This window comes from Leisingera sp. ABM4_103, from assembly GCF_056158685.1.
The window spans coordinates 969,608-989,025 of record NZ_JBSWTU010000005.1 but is presented as its reverse complement, the minus strand read 5'-3'; the positions used below and the strand labels follow the sequence as shown (position 1 = coordinate 989,025).

Annotated in this window: 14 protein-coding genes; 10 read left to right on the top strand and 4 right to left on the bottom strand. The window is 64.0% G+C overall.

Features of this window, described 5'->3' with window-relative positions; genetic code table 11:
- Positions 1-24: 24 nt before the first annotated feature.
- A complete protein-coding gene (locus ACXAED_RS06350) occupies positions 25-441 on the top strand; it encodes a group II truncated hemoglobin (protein ID WP_475047871.1) in 417 nt (138 codons plus the stop codon).
- Between the two features lie 78 nt (positions 442-519).
- Here ACXAED_RS06350 and ACXAED_RS06345 read toward each other — a convergent pair whose 3' ends face one another.
- The 3 genes from ACXAED_RS06345 to ACXAED_RS06335 form a co-directional block, all read right to left on the bottom strand.
- On the bottom strand, positions 520-1,782 hold the full coding sequence (locus tag ACXAED_RS06345) for a glycerate kinase type-2 family protein (RefSeq protein ID WP_475047868.1): 1,263 nt from the start codon (positions 1,780-1,782) through the stop codon (positions 520-522).
- An 80-nt stretch (positions 1,783-1,862) separates the two neighbouring features.
- A complete protein-coding gene (locus ACXAED_RS06340; protein WP_475047866.1) occupies positions 1,863-2,840 on the bottom strand; it encodes an HpcH/HpaI aldolase/citrate lyase family protein in 978 nt (325 codons plus the stop codon).
- 187 nt (positions 2,841-3,027) lie between these two features.
- Positions 3,028-3,642, bottom strand: coding sequence for a LuxR C-terminal-related transcriptional regulator (locus tag ACXAED_RS06335; RefSeq protein ID WP_475053029.1), 615 nt, complete (start codon positions 3,640-3,642; stop codon positions 3,028-3,030).
- Between the two features lie 296 nt (positions 3,643-3,938).
- Between ACXAED_RS06335 and ACXAED_RS06330 the strand changes: the two genes are divergently transcribed.
- The 9 genes from ACXAED_RS06330 (at position 3,939) to ACXAED_RS06290 (ending at position 16,230) form a co-directional block, all read left to right on the top strand.
- On the top strand, positions 3,939-5,189 hold the full coding sequence (locus ACXAED_RS06330; protein ID WP_475047863.1) for a pyridoxal-phosphate-dependent aminotransferase family protein: 1,251 nt from the start codon (positions 3,939-3,941) through the stop codon (positions 5,187-5,189).
- 33 nt (positions 5,190-5,222) lie between these two features.
- Positions 5,223-6,422 carry a malate--CoA ligase subunit beta gene (locus ACXAED_RS06325; RefSeq protein ID WP_271908951.1) on the top strand — a complete coding sequence of 400 codons (1,200 nt, stop codon included), beginning with the start codon at positions 5,223-5,225 and terminating at the stop codon, positions 6,420-6,422.
- Positions 6,419-7,312, top strand: a complete 894-nt coding sequence (gene sucD / locus ACXAED_RS06320) for a succinate--CoA ligase subunit alpha (RefSeq protein ID WP_475047860.1) — start codon at positions 6,419-6,421, stop codon at positions 7,310-7,312. Before ACXAED_RS06325 ends, sucD begins: the two co-directional genes overlap by 4 nt.
- A 96-nt stretch (positions 7,313-7,408) precedes the next feature.
- Positions 7,409-8,380, top strand: coding sequence for a 2-hydroxyacid dehydrogenase (locus ACXAED_RS06315; RefSeq protein WP_475047858.1), 972 nt, complete (start codon positions 7,409-7,411; stop codon positions 8,378-8,380).
- Positions 8,380-11,040 carry a phosphoenolpyruvate carboxylase gene (locus tag ACXAED_RS06310; RefSeq protein ID WP_475047855.1) on the top strand — a complete coding sequence of 887 codons (2,661 nt, stop codon included), beginning with the start codon at positions 8,380-8,382 and terminating at the stop codon, positions 11,038-11,040. Before ACXAED_RS06315 ends, ACXAED_RS06310 begins: the two co-directional genes overlap by 1 nt.
- A gap of 14 nt (positions 11,041-11,054) precedes the next feature.
- Positions 11,055-12,338 (top strand): serine hydroxymethyltransferase, encoded by a 1,284-nt coding sequence (gene glyA / locus ACXAED_RS06305; RefSeq protein WP_475047853.1) that lies wholly within the window; start codon positions 11,055-11,057, stop codon positions 12,336-12,338.
- A gap of 410 nt (positions 12,339-12,748) precedes the next feature.
- The gene (locus tag ACXAED_RS06300) at positions 12,749-13,537 is read left to right on the top strand and encodes a DeoR/GlpR family DNA-binding transcription regulator (protein ID WP_475047851.1); all 789 of its coding nucleotides are present in this window, start codon (positions 12,749-12,751) and stop codon (positions 13,535-13,537) included.
- Between the two features lie 137 nt (positions 13,538-13,674).
- Entirely contained in the window at positions 13,675-15,351 is a 1,677-nt protein-coding gene (locus tag ACXAED_RS06295) for a Na/Pi cotransporter family protein (RefSeq protein WP_475047848.1), read from the top strand.
- 39 nt (positions 15,352-15,390) lie between these two features.
- Positions 15,391-16,230: an EamA family transporter gene (locus ACXAED_RS06290; RefSeq protein WP_475047845.1), complete on the top strand. Its 840-nt coding sequence runs from the start codon at positions 15,391-15,393 to the stop codon at positions 16,228-16,230.
- A gap of 50 nt (positions 16,231-16,280) precedes the next feature.
- Here the strand turns inward: ACXAED_RS06290 and ACXAED_RS06285 are convergent, their stop codons facing one another.
- The gene (locus tag ACXAED_RS06285; RefSeq protein ID WP_475047843.1) at positions 16,281-19,238 is read right to left on the bottom strand and encodes a PAS domain S-box protein; all 2,958 of its coding nucleotides are present in this window, start codon (positions 19,236-19,238) and stop codon (positions 16,281-16,283) included.
- Between the last annotated feature and the right edge of the window lie 180 nt (positions 19,239-19,418).

Sequence of the window (19,418 nt, the reverse complement as noted above, 5' to 3'; positions counted from 1 at the left end):
GCCGCTCTGGGGCAGGGAGGTTAAATGGTTCAGAAGCTGATAGAGCAGATCGGCGGCGAAGACGCGCTGCGTGCGCTGGTCGAACGGTTCTACGACATAGTCGAGGAAACAGAGACCGGCGCGCAGATTGTCAAGCTGCACAAGCGGGGGCATGGCATGGACCATGCCCGGATTGAACAGTTTAACTTCCTGTCCGGCTTCATGGGCGGGCGCCGCTACTACGAGGAAAAGCACGGGCATATGGACGTGAAATTGATGCACGCCCATGTGCCAATCACCGAAGAAGATGCCGAGAACTGGCTCAAGTGCATGGACCAGGCGCTGGCCGAGCTCAAGCTGGAGGGGCCGCATGTGGAGCGGTTGCGCCAGGTGTTCCGGCGGGTGGCGTTGATGCTGGTGAACGACCTGGCCGAATGGGGCGAGAAGCGCGTGCCTGCCTGAGCGCGGCGACCGTGGCGGCCGAGGTCGCCTCCGGCGGGAGTATTTCAGGAAAGATGAAAAGCTGGAGCGGCCTGGGTGTTAGCTGGGGCGCCTGAGGAGGACCTGCACGTCGGCCACGTTGGTGCCAGTGCCACCGGTGATCAGCAGCGCGTCTGCGGCCTTGAGAGCTGCATAACTGTCATTGTTGGCGAGCAGTGCATCCGGGTCGTGGCCCGCAGCCTTGATAGCCTCCCAGGTTGCGGGGGTGGCGATGCCGCCTGCTGCATCCGTGGGGCCATCGCGCCCGTCAGTGCCGCCGGAGAGAAACAGCCAGTCGCCGCTAAGGCGTTCCGCACCCAGTTTGGCGACACGCAGGGCCAGTTCCTGATTGCGGCCGCCAAGGCCGGTGCCGGTAAGCTGGACCGTGGTCTCGCCGCCGAAAATCAGCGCGACGGGTTTGTCTTGCGGGGCGGCTGACGCGGCCGAAACAACAGTTTCCGCGGCCTTTGACACGTCGCCAACCAGCCGGTGGGAGACCAGCTTACAGGTCCAGTCCTCTGCCGCTGCGGCCATCATCGCCTTGAGGCTGTGGCGATTTGAACCGATCAAAGTGTTGGTGGCCGGGTGCTGGATTTCCCGGACGTCTTCAGTGGTGTTGAGAAGGGTCTTGACCGCTTCCGGGGCACTTTCCCAGATACCTGCACGCTGCAGGATCTCCCGCGCCTGAGCACGGGTGCCGATGGGCGTCACGGTGGGGCCGGAGGCAATGGCGCGCAGGTCGTCGCCGATTACGTCTGAAAGGATGAAGGCCTGAACCTGAGCGGGGGCGGCATGGCGCAGCAATCCGCCGCCCTTGATGTCCGATAGCTGCTGACGGATCAGGTTCATTTCGTTGATCTCAAGCCCTGAGGCGAGCAGCAGCTTGTTCACCGCGGCCTTGTCCGCCAGTGTCAGGCTGGGGGCAGGGGCCACCATCAGGGCAGAGCCGCCGCCGGAAATCAGCGCGATCAGCCGGTCATCCGGGCCAAGGGAGCGCGCCAGTTCAATGGCTGCCCGGCCCGCGGCGGCACTGGTCTCATCCGGCACCGGATGGGCGCCGCAGATCACCGTGGCGCCGGGAATTTCCGCATAGTTCTCGGGGTTTGTGATGACCAGCGCTTGGGAAGCGTCCGGGATCAGTGTTAGTGCCTCCCGCATCATCGGGACGGCTGCTTTACCCACGGCCAGCAGCACGTTTTTGCCGCCTTCGGGCAGCGGGGAGAGCGGGGCGGACGCCAGCTGTGCACGCAGGGCCTTGGCAGGGTCTGCCCGGTCGACAGCGGCCTTAAACAGGGCCTTGGCGGTGGTCAGCAATCCGGTCATCTGCATCTCCCTGGCATAGCGGCGCTTAGCCGCCCCAGCCGAAACCGGGACGGCGTAAGGTCTTGAAACCGAACGGCGGCTTAGTTGCCGGCGATCTGCTTGGCTTTTTCCACCAGCACTTCTGCCTGACGGATCGAGGCGTAGTCAATCAGGCGGCCGTCCAGCGACACCGCGCCCTTGCCGGCCGCTTCAGCCTCGGCCATGGCTTCCAGGATGCGGTGCGCCTTGGTAATTTCCGCGTCCGACGGCGACATCACCTCGTTGGCCAGTTCGATCTGGCTGGGGTGGATGGCCCATTTGCCCTCACAGCCCAGAACCGCGGCACGTTTGGCGGCAGCCTTGTAGCCTTCCTTGTCCTGGAAATCGCCGAACGGGCCGTCGATCGGACGCAGGCCGTTGGCGCGGGCGGCAACCACCATGCGGGCCAGGGCGTAGTGCCACATGTCGCCCCAGTGCACGTCGCGCGATCCGTCCGCGGCCGGGTCGGTCAGCACCGAGTAATCCGGGTTCACACCACCGATGATGGTGGTGCGGGCGCGGGTCGAGGCGGCGTAGTCGGCGACGCCGAAATGCAGCGATTCATTGCGCTTGGAGGCTGCGGCAATTTCACTCACGTTCTGCATGCCAAGCGCGGTCTCGATGATGTGCTCAAAGCCGATCCGCTTCTTCAGACCCTTCGCGTCTTCGATCTGGGTGACCAGCATGTCGACGGCGTATACGTCGGCCGCAGTGCCCACCTTGGGGACCATGATCAGGTCGAGGCGTTCGCCTGCCTGTTCAACCACATCGACGACATCGCGGTACATGTAGTGGGTGTCGAGGCCGTTGATTTGCACCGACATGGATTTGTTGCCCCAATCGATTTCGTTCAGGGCCTTGATGATGTTCTTGCGGGCCTGGTCTTTTTCGTCCGGCGCAACCGCGTCTTCGAGATCCAAGAAGATCACGTCAACATCAGATTTCGCTGCTTTTTCAAACATTTGGGGTTGAGAGCCGGGGATTGCCAGCTCGCTGCGGTTCAGGCGGCCGGGGGCCTGTTCGACGGTATGAAACGACATGGGTGCGCTCCTCATTCGCAATGGGGTTTCGTCCTCTCCTTCCTAGGCATTCCCCATGAGGGTGTTTCCTGTCAAGAAAAAAGTTTTCATTTAAATACATTTGCGCGGGTGCGCGCCTGCGCGTCGCGCTCCCGCGTGCGTGCGCGTACACGCGCACGCACGCGAGGCGCGGGGCGGCAAACCGGGGTCATTCCTCCAGGCTGAAATCGCCCTTGGCGGCACGGTTGGCGTAGTAGAACGCAATCGCCTGGGCGCGGTTCTTGACCGAGAGTTTTTCGTAGAGGTTCGACAGGTGGAATTTCACCGTGTTGGTCGAAATCTCCAGCTCCTTGCTGAGCTCCTTGTTGGTGAGCCCCTTGGACAGCGCCTCGAGCATCGTGCGCTCACGGCGCGACAGCTGCTCGATCGGATCGGTCTGCAGGCCGCGGACGTCGAGGAAGGGGAAAACCATCTTGCCCGCCGCCACGGCCAGGCAAGTGTCCAGCAGCCCATCGACGGCGCTGGAGCGCGGCGCAAAGCCGGCCGCGCCTACGCTCATCGCCTTGCGCGGAACGTCGCCGCTGTCGTCGGCATAGACCACCAGCCGCGGCGCGTTGGCCTGGTCGCGCAGCACCTCGATCAGCTTGGCGCCGCCGAGCGCGGGCAGGTTCCAGTCGATGATCCCGACCTGAACCGGCACCCGCATCACCGTTCCGAGGAAGCCTTCGGCGGTGGCGGAGGTGGCGACCAGCGAGAATCGCGGGTCCTTCTCGAAGATCTCGGACATGGCTGACAGCACCAGCGGATTTGCGTCAGCAAGCATGACCGAAATCGGGGAAACTTTGTCGCTTATCGGAGCCATTTGGTGCCCTTTTGTTAAAAACCACCCTAATAGGTAGGCTCGTATTTGGTATACAACGGTATTTTTACCGCTTTGGGTAGGTTTTTTGCCATCCATATAGATACCCAAAAGCAGGATATAGGAATGTTGCGGGTTTTGTCGACCTGGGTTTTCCTTAGGTTAACAGATGTTGACCGACAGGAAACAAACCTTCCCGCAGCGAAGAAGGCCCGTGACCTCCGGCGCATCGGCAACGGACACCAAAGAGGTTTGACCCGATGACAGAACCCACGATCTTCCCCAGCCTGGAAATCCCGGAAACCCTGGCCGCCGGCCCAGGCCCGGGCAACACCGACCCCCGCGTGCTGCAGGCCTTTGCCAACACCGGTCTGGCCGACCACATGCAGGCGGACGTGCTGCGCGGCATGATCGAGTGCAAGCAGATGCTGCGCGACCTGTGGGGCACCACCAACACCTACACCTACGGCGTTGGCGGCACCGGCTTCTCCGGCCTTGACTGCATGCTGAACGCAATCCTGCCGGGCGACACCGTGGTGGCCTTCCAGAACGGCACCTTCTCGGGTATCGACGCGATGACCATCCGCATGAAAGCCGCCACCCGTGAGGAGCTGGCCGCCGACGCGATGAACCCGCAGCCCGCCTCCGTAACCGTGGTCGATGTGCCGCACGGCGAGTCGGTGTCAGGTAAACTGGTGGAGCAGGTGCTGGCCGAGAAGAAGCCCAAGTGGGCGTTCATGGCGCATTGGGAAACCGGATCGGGCCGCATCAACGACCTCAAGGGCTTTTCCGACGCGTGTGAAAAGCACGGCGTGATGGGCCTGATCGACGCGGTGTCGTCGCTGGGCATCGAGGATTTCTCGATCGACGATTACCCGGGCGTTGCCGGGTGGGCGTCCTGTCCGCAGAAAGGCGTGCTGTGCCTGCCGTTGACCTACGCGCCGGTCTCGTTCACCGACACCTACATCCAGACCGTGCGTGAAAACGGCTGCCATTCATATGTCCACAACCCGATCCTGGAAGCCCGCCACTGGGGCATCGTGGACGGCCAGGACGTGGCTGCCGGCACCTACCACCGCACCCATTCCGGCTATGCCGTTGCTGCCTTCCACGAAGCGCTGCGCATCACCCTACAGCACGGCCGTGCCCAGAAGGCCCGCGATTATGCCTTCCACGAGAAAGCGCTGCGCGATGCCGTGACCGCAATGGGCTGCGACGTGACCAGCAACATGACCAGCCTGGTGGTTCTGAACCTGCCCGGCGATCTGGCTGGCCGCGAAAAGGAATTGGTGGGCAACTGCCGCGCGGTTGGTTTCGGCATCTGGCCGACCCTGTCGGAGCCGGTCCAGGTCCGCATCGGCATCCTGAACCAGATCACACCGGCGGCCATCACCGACATCGTAAACCGCTTCGGCAAAGCGATGAACGACATGGGCGCCAAGGTCGACATGGGGGCGATCAACGCTCTGCTCGACAAGCATTACGCACCGGAACTGGAACCGGCTGAGTAATAGAATTCCGGCATCCATGAGAAGGAGAGGACCATGGATATCCACGAGTATCAGGCCAAGGAAGTTCTGAGCAACTTCGGCGTGACCGTTCCCCCGGGCGCGCTGGCCTACAGCCCCGAGCAGGCGGCCTACCGCGCGCGGGAACTGGGAGGCGACAAATGGATCGTGAAGGCCCAGGTTCACGCAGGCGGCCGCGGCAAGGCGGGCGGCGTCAAGCTGTGCAATTCCGAAGCCGAGATTTATGAGGCGACCGAGAACCTGTTCGGCAAGAAGCTGGTGACCCACCAGACAGGCCCTGAGGGCAAAGGCATTTACCGTGTCTACGTCGAAGGTGCGGTGCCGATTGCCCGCGAGATCTACCTGGGCTTTGTGCTGGACCGCTCCAGCCAGAGGGTGATGATCGTTGCCTCGTCCGAAGGCGGCATGGAGATTGAGGAGATCTCTGCCGAGCGGCCCGAGTCGATCGTGCGCTCGACCGTTGAGCCGGCCGTCGGCCTGCAGGACTTCCAGGCGCGCGAGATCGCCTTTGCCCTGGGCATCGAACCGGCGATGACGCAGCAAATGGTGCGCACGCTCAAGGGCTGCTACCAGGCGTTCTCGGAACTGGACGCCACCATGGTTGAGATCAACCCGCTGGTGGTCACTTCGGACAACCGGGTCATCGCGCTGGACGCCAAGATGACCTTTGACGACAACGCCCTGTTCCGGCATCCGCAGATCGCTGAGCTGCGCGACAAGAGCCAGGAAGACCCGCGCGAAGCCCGCGCCGCCGACCGCGGCCTGTCTTATGTCGGGCTTGAGGGCAACATCGGCTGCATCGTGAACGGCGCAGGCCTGGCGATGGCCACCATGGACACCATCAAGCTGGCCGGGGGCGAGCCCGCCAACTTCCTGGACATCGGCGGCGGCGCAACCCCGGAACGGGTCGCCAAGGCGTTCCGCCTGGTGATGTCCGACAGCAATGTGCAGGCGGTTCTGGTCAACATCTTTGCCGGCATCAACCGTTGCGACTGGGTTGCCGAAGGCGTGGTGCAGGCGCTGAAGGAAGTGCAGGTCGACGTGCCCGTGGTGGTCCGTCTTGCCGGCACCAACGTCGAGGAAGGCCAGAAGATCCTGGCCCAGTCCGGCCTGCCGCTGATCCGTGCAACCTCGCTGATGGAAGCCGCTGAACGGGCCGTCGGCGCGTGGAAAAACGACCTTGATCAAAACACTCGTGTGAGGGCCGTCAAATGAGCATCCTTCTTGATCGCGAAAGCCGTGTCATCGTCCAGGGCATCACCGGCAAGATCGCCCGGTTCCACACCAAGGACATGATCGAATACGGAACCAACGTCGTCGGCGGCGTGGTGCCGGGCAAGGGCGGCGAGACCGTCGAGGGCGTGCCGGTCTTCAACACCGTGAAAGAAGCGGTTGAGGCCACCGGCGCCAATGCCTCGCTGGTGTTCGTTCCGCCGCCGTTTGCTGCCGACTCCATTATGGAAGCGGCGGATGCGGGCATCCACTACTGCGTCTGCATCACCGACGGCATCCCGGCCCAGGACATGATCCGCGTGAAGCGCTACATGTACCGCTACCCCAAGGATAAGCGGATGATCCTGACAGGCCCGAACTGTGCAGGCACCATCTCGCCGGGCAAGGCGCTCTTGGGCATCATGCCGGGGCACATCTACCTGCCGGGCACCGTGGGCATCATCGGCCGTTCGGGCACCCTCGGCTATGAGGCTGCGGCACAGCTGAAAGAGCTGGGCCTTGGTGTCTCGACCTCGGTCGGCATCGGCGGCGACCCGATCAACGGTTCCTCCTTCAAGGACATCCTGGAGTGGTTCGAGAAGGATCCGGAAACCGAGGTCATCGCGATGATCGGTGAAATCGGCGGCCCGCAGGAAGCGGAAGCGGCGGATTACATCAAGAACCACGTGACCAAGCCGGTTGTAGCCTATGTCGCGGGTCTGACCGCCCCCAAGGGCCGCACCATGGGCCACGCGGGCGCGATCATCTCGGCCTTCGGCGAGAGCGCCTCCGAGAAGGTTGAGATCCTGTCGGCGGCCGGCGTGACCGTTGCCGAAAACCCCGCCGTGATCGGCGAAACCATCGCAAGCGTGATGAAAAAGAACGCCGCCTGATCCGGTAACGAAACAGGCGCAACGCTCCACCCTTGGCCCGGGGCAATGGCAGGGGGTGGAGCGCATTACTAAGAAGCACGTCAGGGAGATGAAATCATGGCAAAGCCCAAGGTTCTGGTGACCCGCCGCTGGCCGGCCGCAGTTGAGGCGCAGCTTTCCGAAGCCTTCGATGCCGTGCTGAACACAGGTGACAAACCGCTGAGCGAGTGCGAGCTGCGCGAGGCGATGAAGTCCTTTGATGCGGTGCTGCCGACTGTGACCGACAAGATTTCGGCTGAGGCATTCGACATTGCCAAACCCCAGGCCCGCATCCTTGCTAACTACGGTGTCGGCTACTCCCATATTGATATGCACAGCGCCGCAGGTCACGGCATGACGGTGACCAACACCCCGGATGTGCTGAGCGAATGCACCGCTGACATTGCCATGACGCTGCTTCTGATGGTGGCCCGCCGCGCCAGCGAGGGAGAGCGCGAGCTGCGCGCCGGTGAGTGGACCGGCTGGCGGCCGACCCATCTGGTCGGCACCAAGGTCTCCGGCAAGACGCTGGGCATTGTCGGCTTTGGCCGCATTGGCCAGGAAATGGCCCGCCGCGCCCACCACGGCTTTGGCATGAAGATCGTGGTGCAGAACCGCTCCCGCGTGTCCCCGGATTTGCTGGCCCGTTACAACGCCACGCAGGTGGACAGCCTGGAAGACCTGATGCCCCAATGCGACTTCGTCTCGCTGCACTGCCCGGGCGGCGCCGCCAACCGGCATCTGATCAACACCCGGATGCTCAACCTGATGAAGCCGGACGCATTCCTTATTAATACGGCCCGCGGCGAAGTGATCGACGAGCTGGCCCTGTCCCGCGCCCTGTGGTTCGAAACAATCGGCGGCGCCGGGCTGGATGTGTTCGACGGCGAGCCGCGCATCAATCCGGACCTGATGGACTGCGACAACCTGGTGATGCTGCCGCACCTGGGCAGCGCCACCCGCGAGGCGCGCGAGGCGATGGGCTTCCGGGTGCTCGACAATCTGACCGACTTTTTCGCAGGGCGCGAGCCGCGCGACCGGGTGATGTGATGGGGGACCCTGCCGAAAACACCCATGCGGGGGTCGAAGACACCGGCTATGCCGCTGAACTTCGCAATGAGCTTCACGCGCTTTGGCTGGATGTTCTGCGCCAGCGCGCGCCGGAAGTTGCAGAAAAGGCCATTGGCGAGTCCGCCTGGGACCTGCCCGGCGATCAGCCGGCGACCCCCTATCTTCAGGCCTTCAACATCTGGTTCCAGCTGCTGAAGATCGTCGAGGAAAACGCTGCCATGCGCGACCGCCGCATGGCCGAGACGCAGGATGGCCCGGAAGTGGTCGAAGGCAGCTTTGCCCGCGCCCTCGACCTGGCAGGGGAACTGGCCACACCGGAGCGGCTGCAGGAGGTCGCCAGCCAGTTTTCCATCGGCCCGACCCTGACCGCGCACCCGACAGAGGCCAAGCGCGTCACTATCCTGGAAATCCACCGCCGCATCTACCGCGGACTGGTGTCGCTGGAGGCCAAGCGCTGGACCCCGCGCGAGCGTGCGGGTCTGCTGGAGGACCTGCGCTCGGAAATCGACCTTCTGTGGATGACCGGTGAGCTCCGCCGCGACCGTCCCAGCTTGCAGGACGAAATCCAATGGGGCCTGCAATTCTTCCGCGACAGCCTGTACGAAGCTGTGCCGCAACTGTTTGAACGCTACATCGCCGCCGCGGAGCCGCGGCTGGGCAACAGTGCTGATGCGCCCTGTCTCAAGTTCCATTCCTGGATTGGCGGTGACCGCGACGGCAACCCGAATGTGACGGTAGAGGCCACGGCGGCGGCGCTGACCGCAAACCGTGCGGCGATCCTGAAACGCTACCAGAAGGCGCTGACCACCGCGGCGGAGCGGATTTCGATTTCGGCAGCGGTGTTTGCCTTGCCTGACAGTGCCTCTGCCCGGCTGGCAAAGGTCATTGCCGCGGCCCCCGGTACTGCGGCGCTGTCTGCCCGCAACCCCGGCGAGGTCTTCCGCCAGGCGCTGACCGCAATCCTGGTGCGGATCAAGGCCACGGCTGCCGAGGAAACCGGCGCCTATAAGCACTTGGGTGATTTCGTCACCGACCTGACAGATGTGGAAGAGGCGCTTGAGGAAATCGGCGCGCACCGGCTGGCGGCCCGCTATGTGCGCCCGATCCGCTGGCAGGCCGATGTCTTCGGCTTCCGCACGGTGACGCTGGACGTCCGTCAGAACTCCACCGTGACCACCGAAACGCTGACCGAAATCTGGGCGCGCTCGGGCGAGGTGCCGGAGTTCGGCAGCCCGGACTGGTCGGCGCGTCTGCGCAAGGAGCTGGGCAGCGCCTCGCTTCCTTATATGACACCGGATGAGCTGAGCCCGCAAAGCGGCGAGCTGCTGAAGCTCCTGCGTCTGATGCGCGACGCCGGCGCCGGGGAAGATCCGCAGGCGATGGGCCCCTTCATCCTGTCGATGACACGCTCAACCGATGATCTGCTGGGCGTCTACCTGCTGGCGCGCTACGCAGGCTTCGGCGCAGAAAAAGCGGCTTTGAAAGTTGTGCCGCTGTTTGAAACCATCGGCGACCTGCGGGCTGCACCCAGCATCCTGAACGGCCTGCTGGACGTGCCCTTTGCCCGCCGCTCGCTGAAATCCGGCGACAACCGGATCGAGGTGATGCTGGGTTATTCCGACAGCAACAAGGACGGCGGCTTCCTCTGCTCCACCTGGGAACTGGAGAAAGCGCAGCGCCTGATTACCCGCACTTTGGCAGCCCACCGGATGAAGCCCGTGTTCTTCCACGGCCGCGGCGGTTCGGTCTCCCGCGGCGGCGCCCCGGCTGAGCGCGCCATTGCCGCCCAGCCTGCAGGCACCATCGCAGGCCGGATGCGGATCACCGAGCAGGGCGAGGTGGTCAGCTCCAAATACGCCAACCGCGGCACCGCGCTGCACCAGCTGGAGCTGATGGCCTCCTCCGTGCTGCGCCATTCGCTGCAGGAAGACACCCCGCCGGTAAATCCGGAGCACGACGATGCCTTCGAGGCGCTCGCGGGCATGTCCCAGGCGGCCTATTCCAACTTGCTGAACGCGCCGGGATTCCTGGACTATTTCCAGCAGGCCAGCCCAGTGGAAGAACTGGCAATGCTCAAGATCGGCTCGCGTCCCGCCCGCCGCTTCGGTGCCGGCTCGCTGGACGATCTGCGCGCGATCCCCTGGGTTTTTGCCTGGTCGCAGAACCGCCACATGATCACCGGCTGGTACGGTTTCGGTTCTGCGGTCGCCAGCTTCCGCAAGTTCCGCGGCGACCGCGGCGAGGCGGTGCTGCAGGACATGTTCAGCAACTCGCCGCTGTTCCGCCTGGTGGTGGATGAGGTGGAAAAGACCCTGCTGCAAAGCGATATGGAGATCGCTGCCAACTATGCGACGCTGGTGCAGGACGCGGAAATCCGCGAGCGCATCTTTGACGCCATCCGCAAGGAATACCAGCTGGCCCGCGAGGCCATCCTGTTCCTGACCGGAGACAGCAGCCTCGCCAGCCGTTTTCCGCGCCTGCGCACCCGCTTCGGCCGGGTCGAGACCATGCTGCGCGAAATCCACAAAACCCAGGTGCGCCTCCTGCGGGAAGAGCGCGCCCGGAAATCCACTACAGTGCCGGTCCCGCTGATGCAGTCGATGAACTGCGTCGCGGCGGGCCTCGGCTGGACAGGATAGACAGGAGCCCCGGAATGTCCAAAGATCTCTTTTTCACCCAATCCCTCGCCGAGCGCGATCCTGAGCTTTTTGCCTCGATCACCGCGGAACTGGGCCGCCAGCGCGACGAGATCGAGCTGATCGCCTCGGAGAACATCGTCTCCGCCGCAGTGATGGAAGCGCAGGGCTCGGTGCTGACCAACAAATACGCGGAAGGCTACCCGGGGCGCCGCTACTACGGCGGCTGCCAGTATGTCGACGTCGCCGAAAACCTGGCCATCGACCGCGCCAAGCAGCTCTTTGGCTGTGAGTTCGCCAACGTGCAGCCGAACTCCGGCTCCCAGGCCAACCAGGGCGTGTTCCAGGCGCTGCTGAAGCCCGGCGACACCATCCTCGGCATGGATCTGGCCTCCGGCGGCCACCTGACCCATGGCGCGGCGCCGAACCAGTCGGGCAAGTGGTTCAACGCGGTGCATTACGGCGTGCGCCAAAGCGACAACCTGATCGACTACGACCAGATCCAGGCGCTCGCGACCGAGCATAGCCCCAAGCTGATCATCGCCGGCGGCTCCGCCATCCCGCGCCAGATCGACTTTGCCAAATTCCGGGAAATCGCGGACAGCGTCGGCGCCTATTTCATGGTCGACATGGCCCATATCGCGGGCCTGATCGCGGCCGGTGAGCACCCCTCGCCGTTCCCGCACGCGCATGTGGCCACCACCACCACCCACAAGACCCTGCGCGGGCCGCGCGGCGGCATGATCGTGACCAACGACGAGGCCATCGCCAAGAAGGTGAACTCGGCGATCTTCCCCGGCATCCAGGGCGGCCCGCTGATGCATGTGATCGCAGGCAAGGCAGCGGCCTTCGGCGAGGCGCTGAAGCCGGAGTTCAAGGCCTACCAGAAGCAGGTGCGCGCCAACGCGGCGGCGCTGGCGGATCAGCTGATCCAGGGCGGGCTGGACATCGTGACCGGCGGCACCGACACCCACGTGATGCTGGTCGACCTGCGCCCCAAGGGCGTCACCGGCAACATCGCCGACAAGGCGCTGGGGCGCGCCCACATCACCACCAACAAGAACGGCATCCCGTTCGACCCCGAGAAACCCACTGTGACCTCCGGCCTGCGCCTCGGGACCCCGGCCGGCACCACCCGCGGCTTCGGCGAAGCGGAGTTCCGCCAGATCGCCGACCTGATCATCGAGGTGATCGACGGGCTGGCGGCCAACGGTGAGGAAGGCAACGCCGATGTGGAAGCCTCGGTGCGCGCCAAGGTCGCGGACCTCTGCGCCAGGTTCCCGCTGTACCCGAACCTGTAAGCCCTTTTGGGGACTGACAGACCGAACCGCCGCGGCCCGGCAGCCGCGGCGGTTTTCTGTTGGCATCAAAGGAAGTTCTCCCGCGCCCCGCCGGAGCATTCCGGATGCCCTGCCGGGCATCCCGGATGCACCGGCACGGGCCTTGGGCCCGGCAGCGCCCCTTGCAGGGGCGCTGCCCGCGCCGTGCGGCAAGCACGGCGCCAGGCCCAACGCTTTCGGGACGGCCGCAGGCAGGCCGGGAAGGGGCGGGAGCGTCTGACGGCTGGGCGGGCGTCAGACTTGCTTAGGTGAAATCTCAGCGAAATGGCCAGAAAGTCCAAAAATTTGTGGGAAACTGTGGGTTTATGTTGTAATTCGGCGCCAAGCGATGCCTAATCGCATCAAGATCGCAGTTGCAAACAGGTTCCCTCTTGCCGGACTCTCTTTCCCTTTCCCACCGCGAACTGGAGCTTGTCGACGCATTGCGCCGCCTGGGCGGTTCAGCCCGCAGTGCGGAACTTGCCAGAATGCTCGATGTCTCTGAAGAAACCGTGCGCCGCACCATAAAGGCGCTGGACAAGTCGGGCGCGGTGCAGCGTGTGCATGGCGGCGCCTTCCTGGCGGGGCCGCAAAGCGCCACAAGCTTCGCCCGGCGCATCTCCGAACACCAGAAGGAAAAGGCACAGATTGCAGCCCGGGTCGCCGCGCATGTCCGCGATGGCATGGCGCTGTTTCTGGATGTTGGGTCCACCACCGCCTTCGCCGCCGAGGAGCTGCGGCAGAAATCCAGCCTGACCGTTGTGACCAATTCCATCGGGGCGGCGCAGACGCTGGCAAACCACAATGGCAACCGGGTGCATTTTCTGGGCGGCGAACTGCAAAGCAATGAGCGCGGCACCTTTGGCTTTGTCACCGAACAGCAGGTGCGCCGCTTCGCGCTGGATCTGGCTATCCTGTCGGCGGACGGCTTCTCCGCAAAGCAGGGGATCCTTTACCACAGCGCAGCTGAGGCGCAGCTTGCGCGAGTTGTCGCGGAGTGCACCGAACAGCTTGCCGTCGTCATCGCCCACCCCAAGTTCGACGAAACCGCGCCGCATTGCGGCCCGTCGCCGCGCCGGATCGACTTTCTGTTCACCGACCGGGCGCCGGGCAAGAAGCTGGCTGCTGCGCTGTCCGGCTGGGGGGTGAAGACCGAGATCGCGCCCGGAAAAAGCGGGTGAGCGAACTGGCTGCTGCGGAGGCCGTATCCCGAGGCTTTGCCTCTCCCCGGTTGCCCCTGCTGACCGGCTGTGCTGATACAGCGTCAATTATCATACGAACAACACCTCCTTGCCGGGAGGGGTAACCGGAGCCTGATATGGCGATACTGACCTTCCTTCTGAGCCTCGCGGGCGCCACGATGCTGCTGCTGTATGCGGTGCGTATGGTGCGGACGGGCATCGAGCGCAGCTATGGCGCCTCATTCCAGCGGCTGCTGACCGGGCGGCAGAGCCACCTGCAGGCGGGCCTGATGGGGCTGATCCTGGCAATTGTGCTGCAAAGCTCGGCGGCAGTGGCGCTGCTCACGTCCGGTTTTGCCGCCAGCGGCTATCTGGCCTTTCCGACCGGGCTCGCGATCGTGCTGGGCGGTGATCTGGGGTCGGCGCTGATCATTCAGATCCTGTCGTTCAAGCTCGACTGGCTGGTGCCGGTGCTGCTGGCTGTCGGCGGCTACCTGTTCGTCAAGACTGAGGCCAAGAAGGCCCGCCAGCTGGGACGGATCCTGATGGGGGTGGCTTTCATCCTGATATCGCTCAGGTTTCTGCGCGAGGCGATGGATCCGATCCGCGACAGCGCCTTCTTGCCCGCTATCGCAGGCTACCTGGCACGCGACTATATCACCGCCTTCCTGGTCGGTGGCGCGCTGGCCTTTGTGATGCATTCCTCCGTCGCGGCGATCCTGATGTGCGTGACGCTGGTGCAGATTGGTGCCATCCCCTTTGCCGCGGGGCTGTCGCTGGTGCTGGGGGCGAATTTCGGCTCCGCCTTCATCCCGGTCTGGCTTAGCCGGGGTATGGATCTGAAGGCACGGCGCATTCCCTATGCCAATCTCGCCCTGCGCGGAACCTGGGCGGTGATCTGCCTGTTCGGCGCCAACCTGGCGCTGCGCCAGGGCTGGCTTGGCGATCCGCAGGGCGGCCAGATGCTGGTCAGCGCGCACCTTCTGTTCAACGCGGCACTGCTGCTGCTGGCGCTGCCGGCCTGCACGCCGCTTGGCGGCGTCTTTACCCGGCTGTTCCCGGATCCGGCGGCGCCTCAGACGCAGCCGCCGGGCCGGCCGGTCAGCGCGCTGGAGCAGGGCAGCTACGGCTCGCCGGCGCAAGCCGTGGCCAACCTCACGCGTGAACTGTTGCGGATGTCCGACCAGGTCAACGCCATGTTCCGCCCGGTGCTGGAGCTGTATCAGGCAGGCACCAAGGAGCAGATCCGCGCGGTGCAGCAGATGGACGTTGAGGTCAACACCTGCCTTTCGGGCATCCGCCAGTATGTGGCCGCGGTCCCGGAGGAGGCGTTCAGCGAGGAGCAGCTGAAGACGGCCCGCAGCCTGATGGAATACGCCATCCGCCTGGAGACCGCCGGCGACGTGGTGGCCCGCCGCCTGACGGTGCTGGCCGGCGAGATGCGTAAAAAGGATCTGCGGTTCTCCCGCGATGGCTGGCTGGAGATCACCCGTATGCATGAGGCGATCCTGGCCAATATGCAGCTGGCCTCCAACGTGCTGATTTCCGATGATCTGGAAAGCGCGCGGCTGTTGAGCCTGGAAAAGACCGAGCTGAAACGGATGGAGCGCGACAGCCGTAAACGCCACCTGCGGCGGTTGCAGAACGGCGCCCGCGACAGCTTTGACACGTCGGACATCCACTTGGAGACGTTAAGAGCGTTACGCGAATTCAACAGCCACATCGCGGCGGTGGCCTATCCAGTGCTCTACCGCAACGGCCAGTTGCTGGAGACCCGGCTGATTGAGGAAATGAGGCCGGAAGAAGCCGACTAAGGCATAATCCGGCCCCTGATTTAAAGACCTGTATTCAACATGACACCCGTAATTATTGCGATCATTTTGTCGGCGGCGCTGCTGCACGCGGTTTGGAACGCCATCGTGAAAACCGCTGCCGACCGCACCACCACGCTGGGGCTGGTTGCCTTTGGCCATGTCATCCCCGCGTCCGTGATGATCGCGGTGCTGCCGTTGCCGTCGGCAGAAAGCTTTGTCTACATCCTGCTCTCCACGGCCGTGCATTTCGGGTACTACTACATGCTGGGGCGGGCCTATCAGCATGGCGACCTCAGCGTTGTCTACCCGATCGCCCGCGGGATCGTCCCGGCGCTGGTGGGCATCTGGGCGATGATCTTTGCCGGGGAGGTGCTGCCGCTGCAGGCCTGGATCGGGATTGGTGTGATTGCCTTGGGCATCCAGCTCAGCAGCTGGAAAGCGCTGCGCTCCGGCGTGGGGCGTGCCGCGCTGGGATTTGCCGCGGGGACCGGTTTTTGCATTTCCGTCTATTCTCTGGTCGACGGCATAGGGGTGCGCCTATCTGGCAACACGCTCAGCTATTGGGCTTGGGGGGCGTTCCTGCATATCTTCATCGCGGGCTTTGTCGCCGTGCGCAAGCGCAACACCCTGGCGGGTCTGCCGGTACGGACCTGGGCCTTGGGCATCGCTGGCGGGCTGGTGTCGATGACAGCCTACGGTCTGGTGCTATATGCGAAAAACTTCGCCCCGCTGGGAGCGGTATCCGCGCTGCGGGAAACCTCGGTGATCTTTGCGGCACTCATCGGCTTTGTCTTTCTCAAGGAAGGCAATTGGATCCGGCGCCTGGGAGCAGCGGTGCTGATGGCCGCAGGCGTGTCGCTGATCGGAACAGCCGTCTAGCGCCGGCGCCCCGCGGCCGCGCATTGCCTGCGAGAGCCGCCTTGCGGGCGTCAGGCGCTGGCGCGGGGCCGTTGCTGAGCATCTTTCGCTTCGGCCAGAGCGGCGGCGAGAGTATGCAGCAGCACCGCCTTTTTCACCGGCTTGGCCAGAAAGTGATCCATGCCGGCGTCCAGGCAGGCCTGCCGGTCGCTGGAGAAGGCATTGGCCGTGAGGGCCACAATGATCGGCTGCGGAATGGGCAGGCTGCGGATTTCCCGCGTGGCGGCGATGCCATCGAGTTCCGGCATCGACATGTCCATCAGGATGATGTCGGGTTGCAGCTCCTTGCACATCTCAACCGCAGCGCGGCCGTTCCCGGCCTCTGCCAGTTCAGCCGGCTGCCCGCGCAGGAATTTGCGGATCAGCAGCCTGTTGGTCTGATTGTCCTCGGCCAGCAGAACCCGGCAAGGAGCAAGCTGCGGCGGTGCGTCCGGCAGCGGCGCCGCCGCCGGGCTCAGCGCCTGGCGGGCCGGCGCCATTTGCAGCTCCAGCCGGAAGCAGGAGCCTTTGCCCAGCTTCGATTGCACCGATATGCCGCCGCCCATCCGCTTGGCCAGCATGCTGGAAATTGTCAGCCCCAGCCCAGTGCCGCCAAAGACCTTGGTGGTCGCGGCATCGGCCTGGGTGAAACGGTCAAAGATGTGGCTGGCCTGGGTGCCGGAGATCCCGATGCCGCTGTCCTCAACCTCAACCACAAGGCGGCAGGGATCGCCGTCCGCATGAAAGACCCGCACCGCGATCTTGCCGTCCGATGTGAATTTCACCGCATTGCCAATCAGATTGACCAGGATCTGGCGCAACCGCCCGTCATCCCCGTGCAGCCATTCCGGCAGGCCATCCGCATAGCTGACCCGCATCGCCAGGCCTTTTTCCAGCGCTTTCGGGCGGAACAGGTCGGCAGCGCCATTGACGCAGTCCCGAAGATTGAAATCCTCTTTGGTAATTGCGAATTTCCCGGCTTCCAGCCGCGACAGGTCGAGGATGTCGTTGATGATTTTCAGTAGCGCCTGCGCCGAGCTGCGGATTGTCTCCACGTTCTGCTCATCGTCGGCCGTCAGGTCAGCCTCCGCCAAAAGGTCTGCCATGCCGATGATCCCATTCATCGGGGTGCGGATTTCGTGGCTCATGTTGGCCAGGAACTCCGACTTGGCCCGGTCCGCGTGCTCGGCTGCCAGCTTTGCTTCGGCCAGTTCCCGTTCGCGCTGCTTGCTGCGGGTGATGTCCCGCTCAATGCCGATGATCAGGTCAACCTCGCCATCGGCTCCGGTCACGGGCACGATGTTGGTGTCGAACCAAACCTCCTCGCCGTCCTTGGTGTAGTTGAGAATCTCGTTGTGGTACCGGACCCCGCGCTCCTTGTGGCGGTTCATTTCCCGGATCACTTCTATGTCGGTTTTGGGCCCGTCCAGCAGATCGGAGGGAGTCCGGCCAACCGCTTCGGCAGCGGTGTAACCGGTGGCCCGCGAAAAGGCGTCGTTGACCCAAAGGATATTACGGCTGGCATCTGTCAGGATGATACTGTCGGAGGCGTGTTTGGCGACCAGCGACAGCCGGTGCAGTTCCGCCTGCTGTTTCTGCAGCTCGGCATGGGCGTCTTCCAGCGCCCGCTTGCCTTCTTTCAGCTCGGTATTCCGTTCGGACAGGGCCTGGTTGGCATGAATCAGCTCCTCGCGCAGGCGCACGTCTTCGGACACATTCCAGTTGACGCCGATCATCCAGTCGCGGCCCTGCGCATCTGTGAACGGGCTGGCCAAGGCGCGGATATGCTTGACTGTGCCATCATCCAGCACGATGCGGAACTCTGACGCAAAGTTCGTCTTGGCGTGCTCGGACGCCTCCAGGGATCTGACAACCCGGTCCCTGTCCTGCGGGTGCAGCCTGGCGTTCCAGGCGCTGCCCGCCAGCGGCCCGTCTTCCCGGGGAACACCGTACAGTTCATGCATCCGGCTGTCCCAGCTGACACGCTTGTTTTCGGCATCGCATTCCCAGATGCCAACCCGGGAGGTCTTGACCGCAATCTCCAGCCGCCGTGAAACCGCTTCCAGCTCTGCTTCCCGGCGCCGCAATTGGCCGATCACAGTTTGCCGCGCGGCAGACAGCCTGCCGGCCAGGAAAGTCGGAAACACAATCAGGGTCCCGGCCGCCAGCAGCACCAGCCGCAATTGCCACAGATTGCCCGGCCGGCTTTGCCAGCCGCCCTCAGGCCGGGCTGTCAGCTGCCAGGAGCCGTTCGGCAGGTTGATTTCCATCACGACCGGATCGCCGGCGAGAACATCTGCAGAGCCGAAGAACTGCTGGCCGCCTGCGCCGGTGCCGTCCTTGCCGGCAAGGGCAATTTCCAGCCCCGTGTCCCCGCCGGTAACGCCGGTTTCCGCATAAAGTTTCCCGGTTTCAACCACGGCGGACAGGATTCCCCAGAACTGCTGCTGGTCTTCCGGGCCTGTAAAGATGGGCAGCCGGTAGATAAAGCCGGTGCCGCCTTGCACCAGGTTCACCGGCCCGGCCAGCACCATCTGGCCGCTGTCGCGCACCCGGTGCGCCGCCGCCCGCTGGGCAGCATTTTTGGTGTAATCGAGCCCGATCGCCGATTCGTTGCCCTCTAGCGGGTGCATCAGCGAGACCACGAGACCCGGGGCGCCGCCGATATGCCGGATCGCGGTCTGTCCCATCAGAACCTGCTCTGCAATCTGGCTGAACCGCTCTTGCGGCATGTCCGGCTCTGTTGCCAGCATGGCGGCGAGCCCGCGCAGCCGCTGATAGTCGCCGTTCAGCTGGCCTTCCAGTCGGGACTTGATCAGCCCGGCCTGCTGCTGGATCCTGGCGCGCTCGGACTGATGGTGGATCGTATCGTTCTGACGCTCGGCAAAATACCCGGCGGCGCAAACAACCGCCAAGGCCAGCAGGGCAGGAAGATAGGTTCGGTTGCTGAGCACGCGCAGCCAGCCTGGGGACGTCTTTTTCAGGGCCATCTAGCCACCTTTTGCATTTGCGCGAATCTCCTCTGACAGCCGCCAGGGCTCTGCTCATCAGGTGTCCGGTTCTGCTTCAACATCTCCTTAAAGTCTGAAAATCAGGTTTGCACAACACCGGCTCTTGCAGCGGCGAAGCTGCGCCGGCCTTGACTGGCGCGGGCCGGTCGTGTTGCGGCA

Bases quoted from the DNA above. Each gene is read 5' to 3' on its own strand.
- ACXAED_RS06350 (WP_475047871.1), top strand. From the start codon at position 25: ATGGTTCAGAAGCTGATAGAGCAGATCGGCGGCGAAGACGCGCTGCGT.
- glyA (WP_475047853.1), top strand. From the start codon at position 11,055: ATGTCCAAAGATCTCTTTTTCACCCAATCCCTCGCCGAGCGCGATCCT.
- ACXAED_RS06285 (WP_475047843.1), bottom strand. From the start codon at position 19,238: ATGGCCCTGAAAAAGACGTCCCCAGGCTGGCTGCGCGTGCTCAGCAAC.
- ACXAED_RS06345 (WP_475047868.1), bottom strand. From the start codon at position 1,782: ATGACCGGATTGCTGACCACCGCCAAGGCCCTGTTTAAGGCCGCTGTC.
- ACXAED_RS06310 (WP_475047855.1), top strand. From the start codon at position 8,380: ATGGGGGACCCTGCCGAAAACACCCATGCGGGGGTCGAAGACACCGGC.
- sucD (WP_475047860.1), top strand. From the start codon at position 6,419: ATGAGCATCCTTCTTGATCGCGAAAGCCGTGTCATCGTCCAGGGCATC.
- ACXAED_RS06325 (WP_271908951.1), top strand. From the start codon at position 5,223: ATGGATATCCACGAGTATCAGGCCAAGGAAGTTCTGAGCAACTTCGGC.
- ACXAED_RS06290 (WP_475047845.1), top strand. From the start codon at position 15,391: ATGACACCCGTAATTATTGCGATCATTTTGTCGGCGGCGCTGCTGCAC.
- ACXAED_RS06330 (WP_475047863.1), top strand. From the start codon at position 3,939: ATGACAGAACCCACGATCTTCCCCAGCCTGGAAATCCCGGAAACCCTG.
- ACXAED_RS06295 (WP_475047848.1), top strand. From the start codon at position 13,675: ATGGCGATACTGACCTTCCTTCTGAGCCTCGCGGGCGCCACGATGCTG.
- ACXAED_RS06340 (WP_475047866.1), bottom strand. From the start codon at position 2,840: ATGTCGTTTCATACCGTCGAACAGGCCCCCGGCCGCCTGAACCGCAGC.
- ACXAED_RS06315 (WP_475047858.1), top strand. From the start codon at position 7,409: ATGGCAAAGCCCAAGGTTCTGGTGACCCGCCGCTGGCCGGCCGCAGTT.
- ACXAED_RS06335 (WP_475053029.1), bottom strand. From the start codon at position 3,642: ATGCTTGCTGACGCAAATCCGCTGGTGCTGTCAGCCATGTCCGAGATC.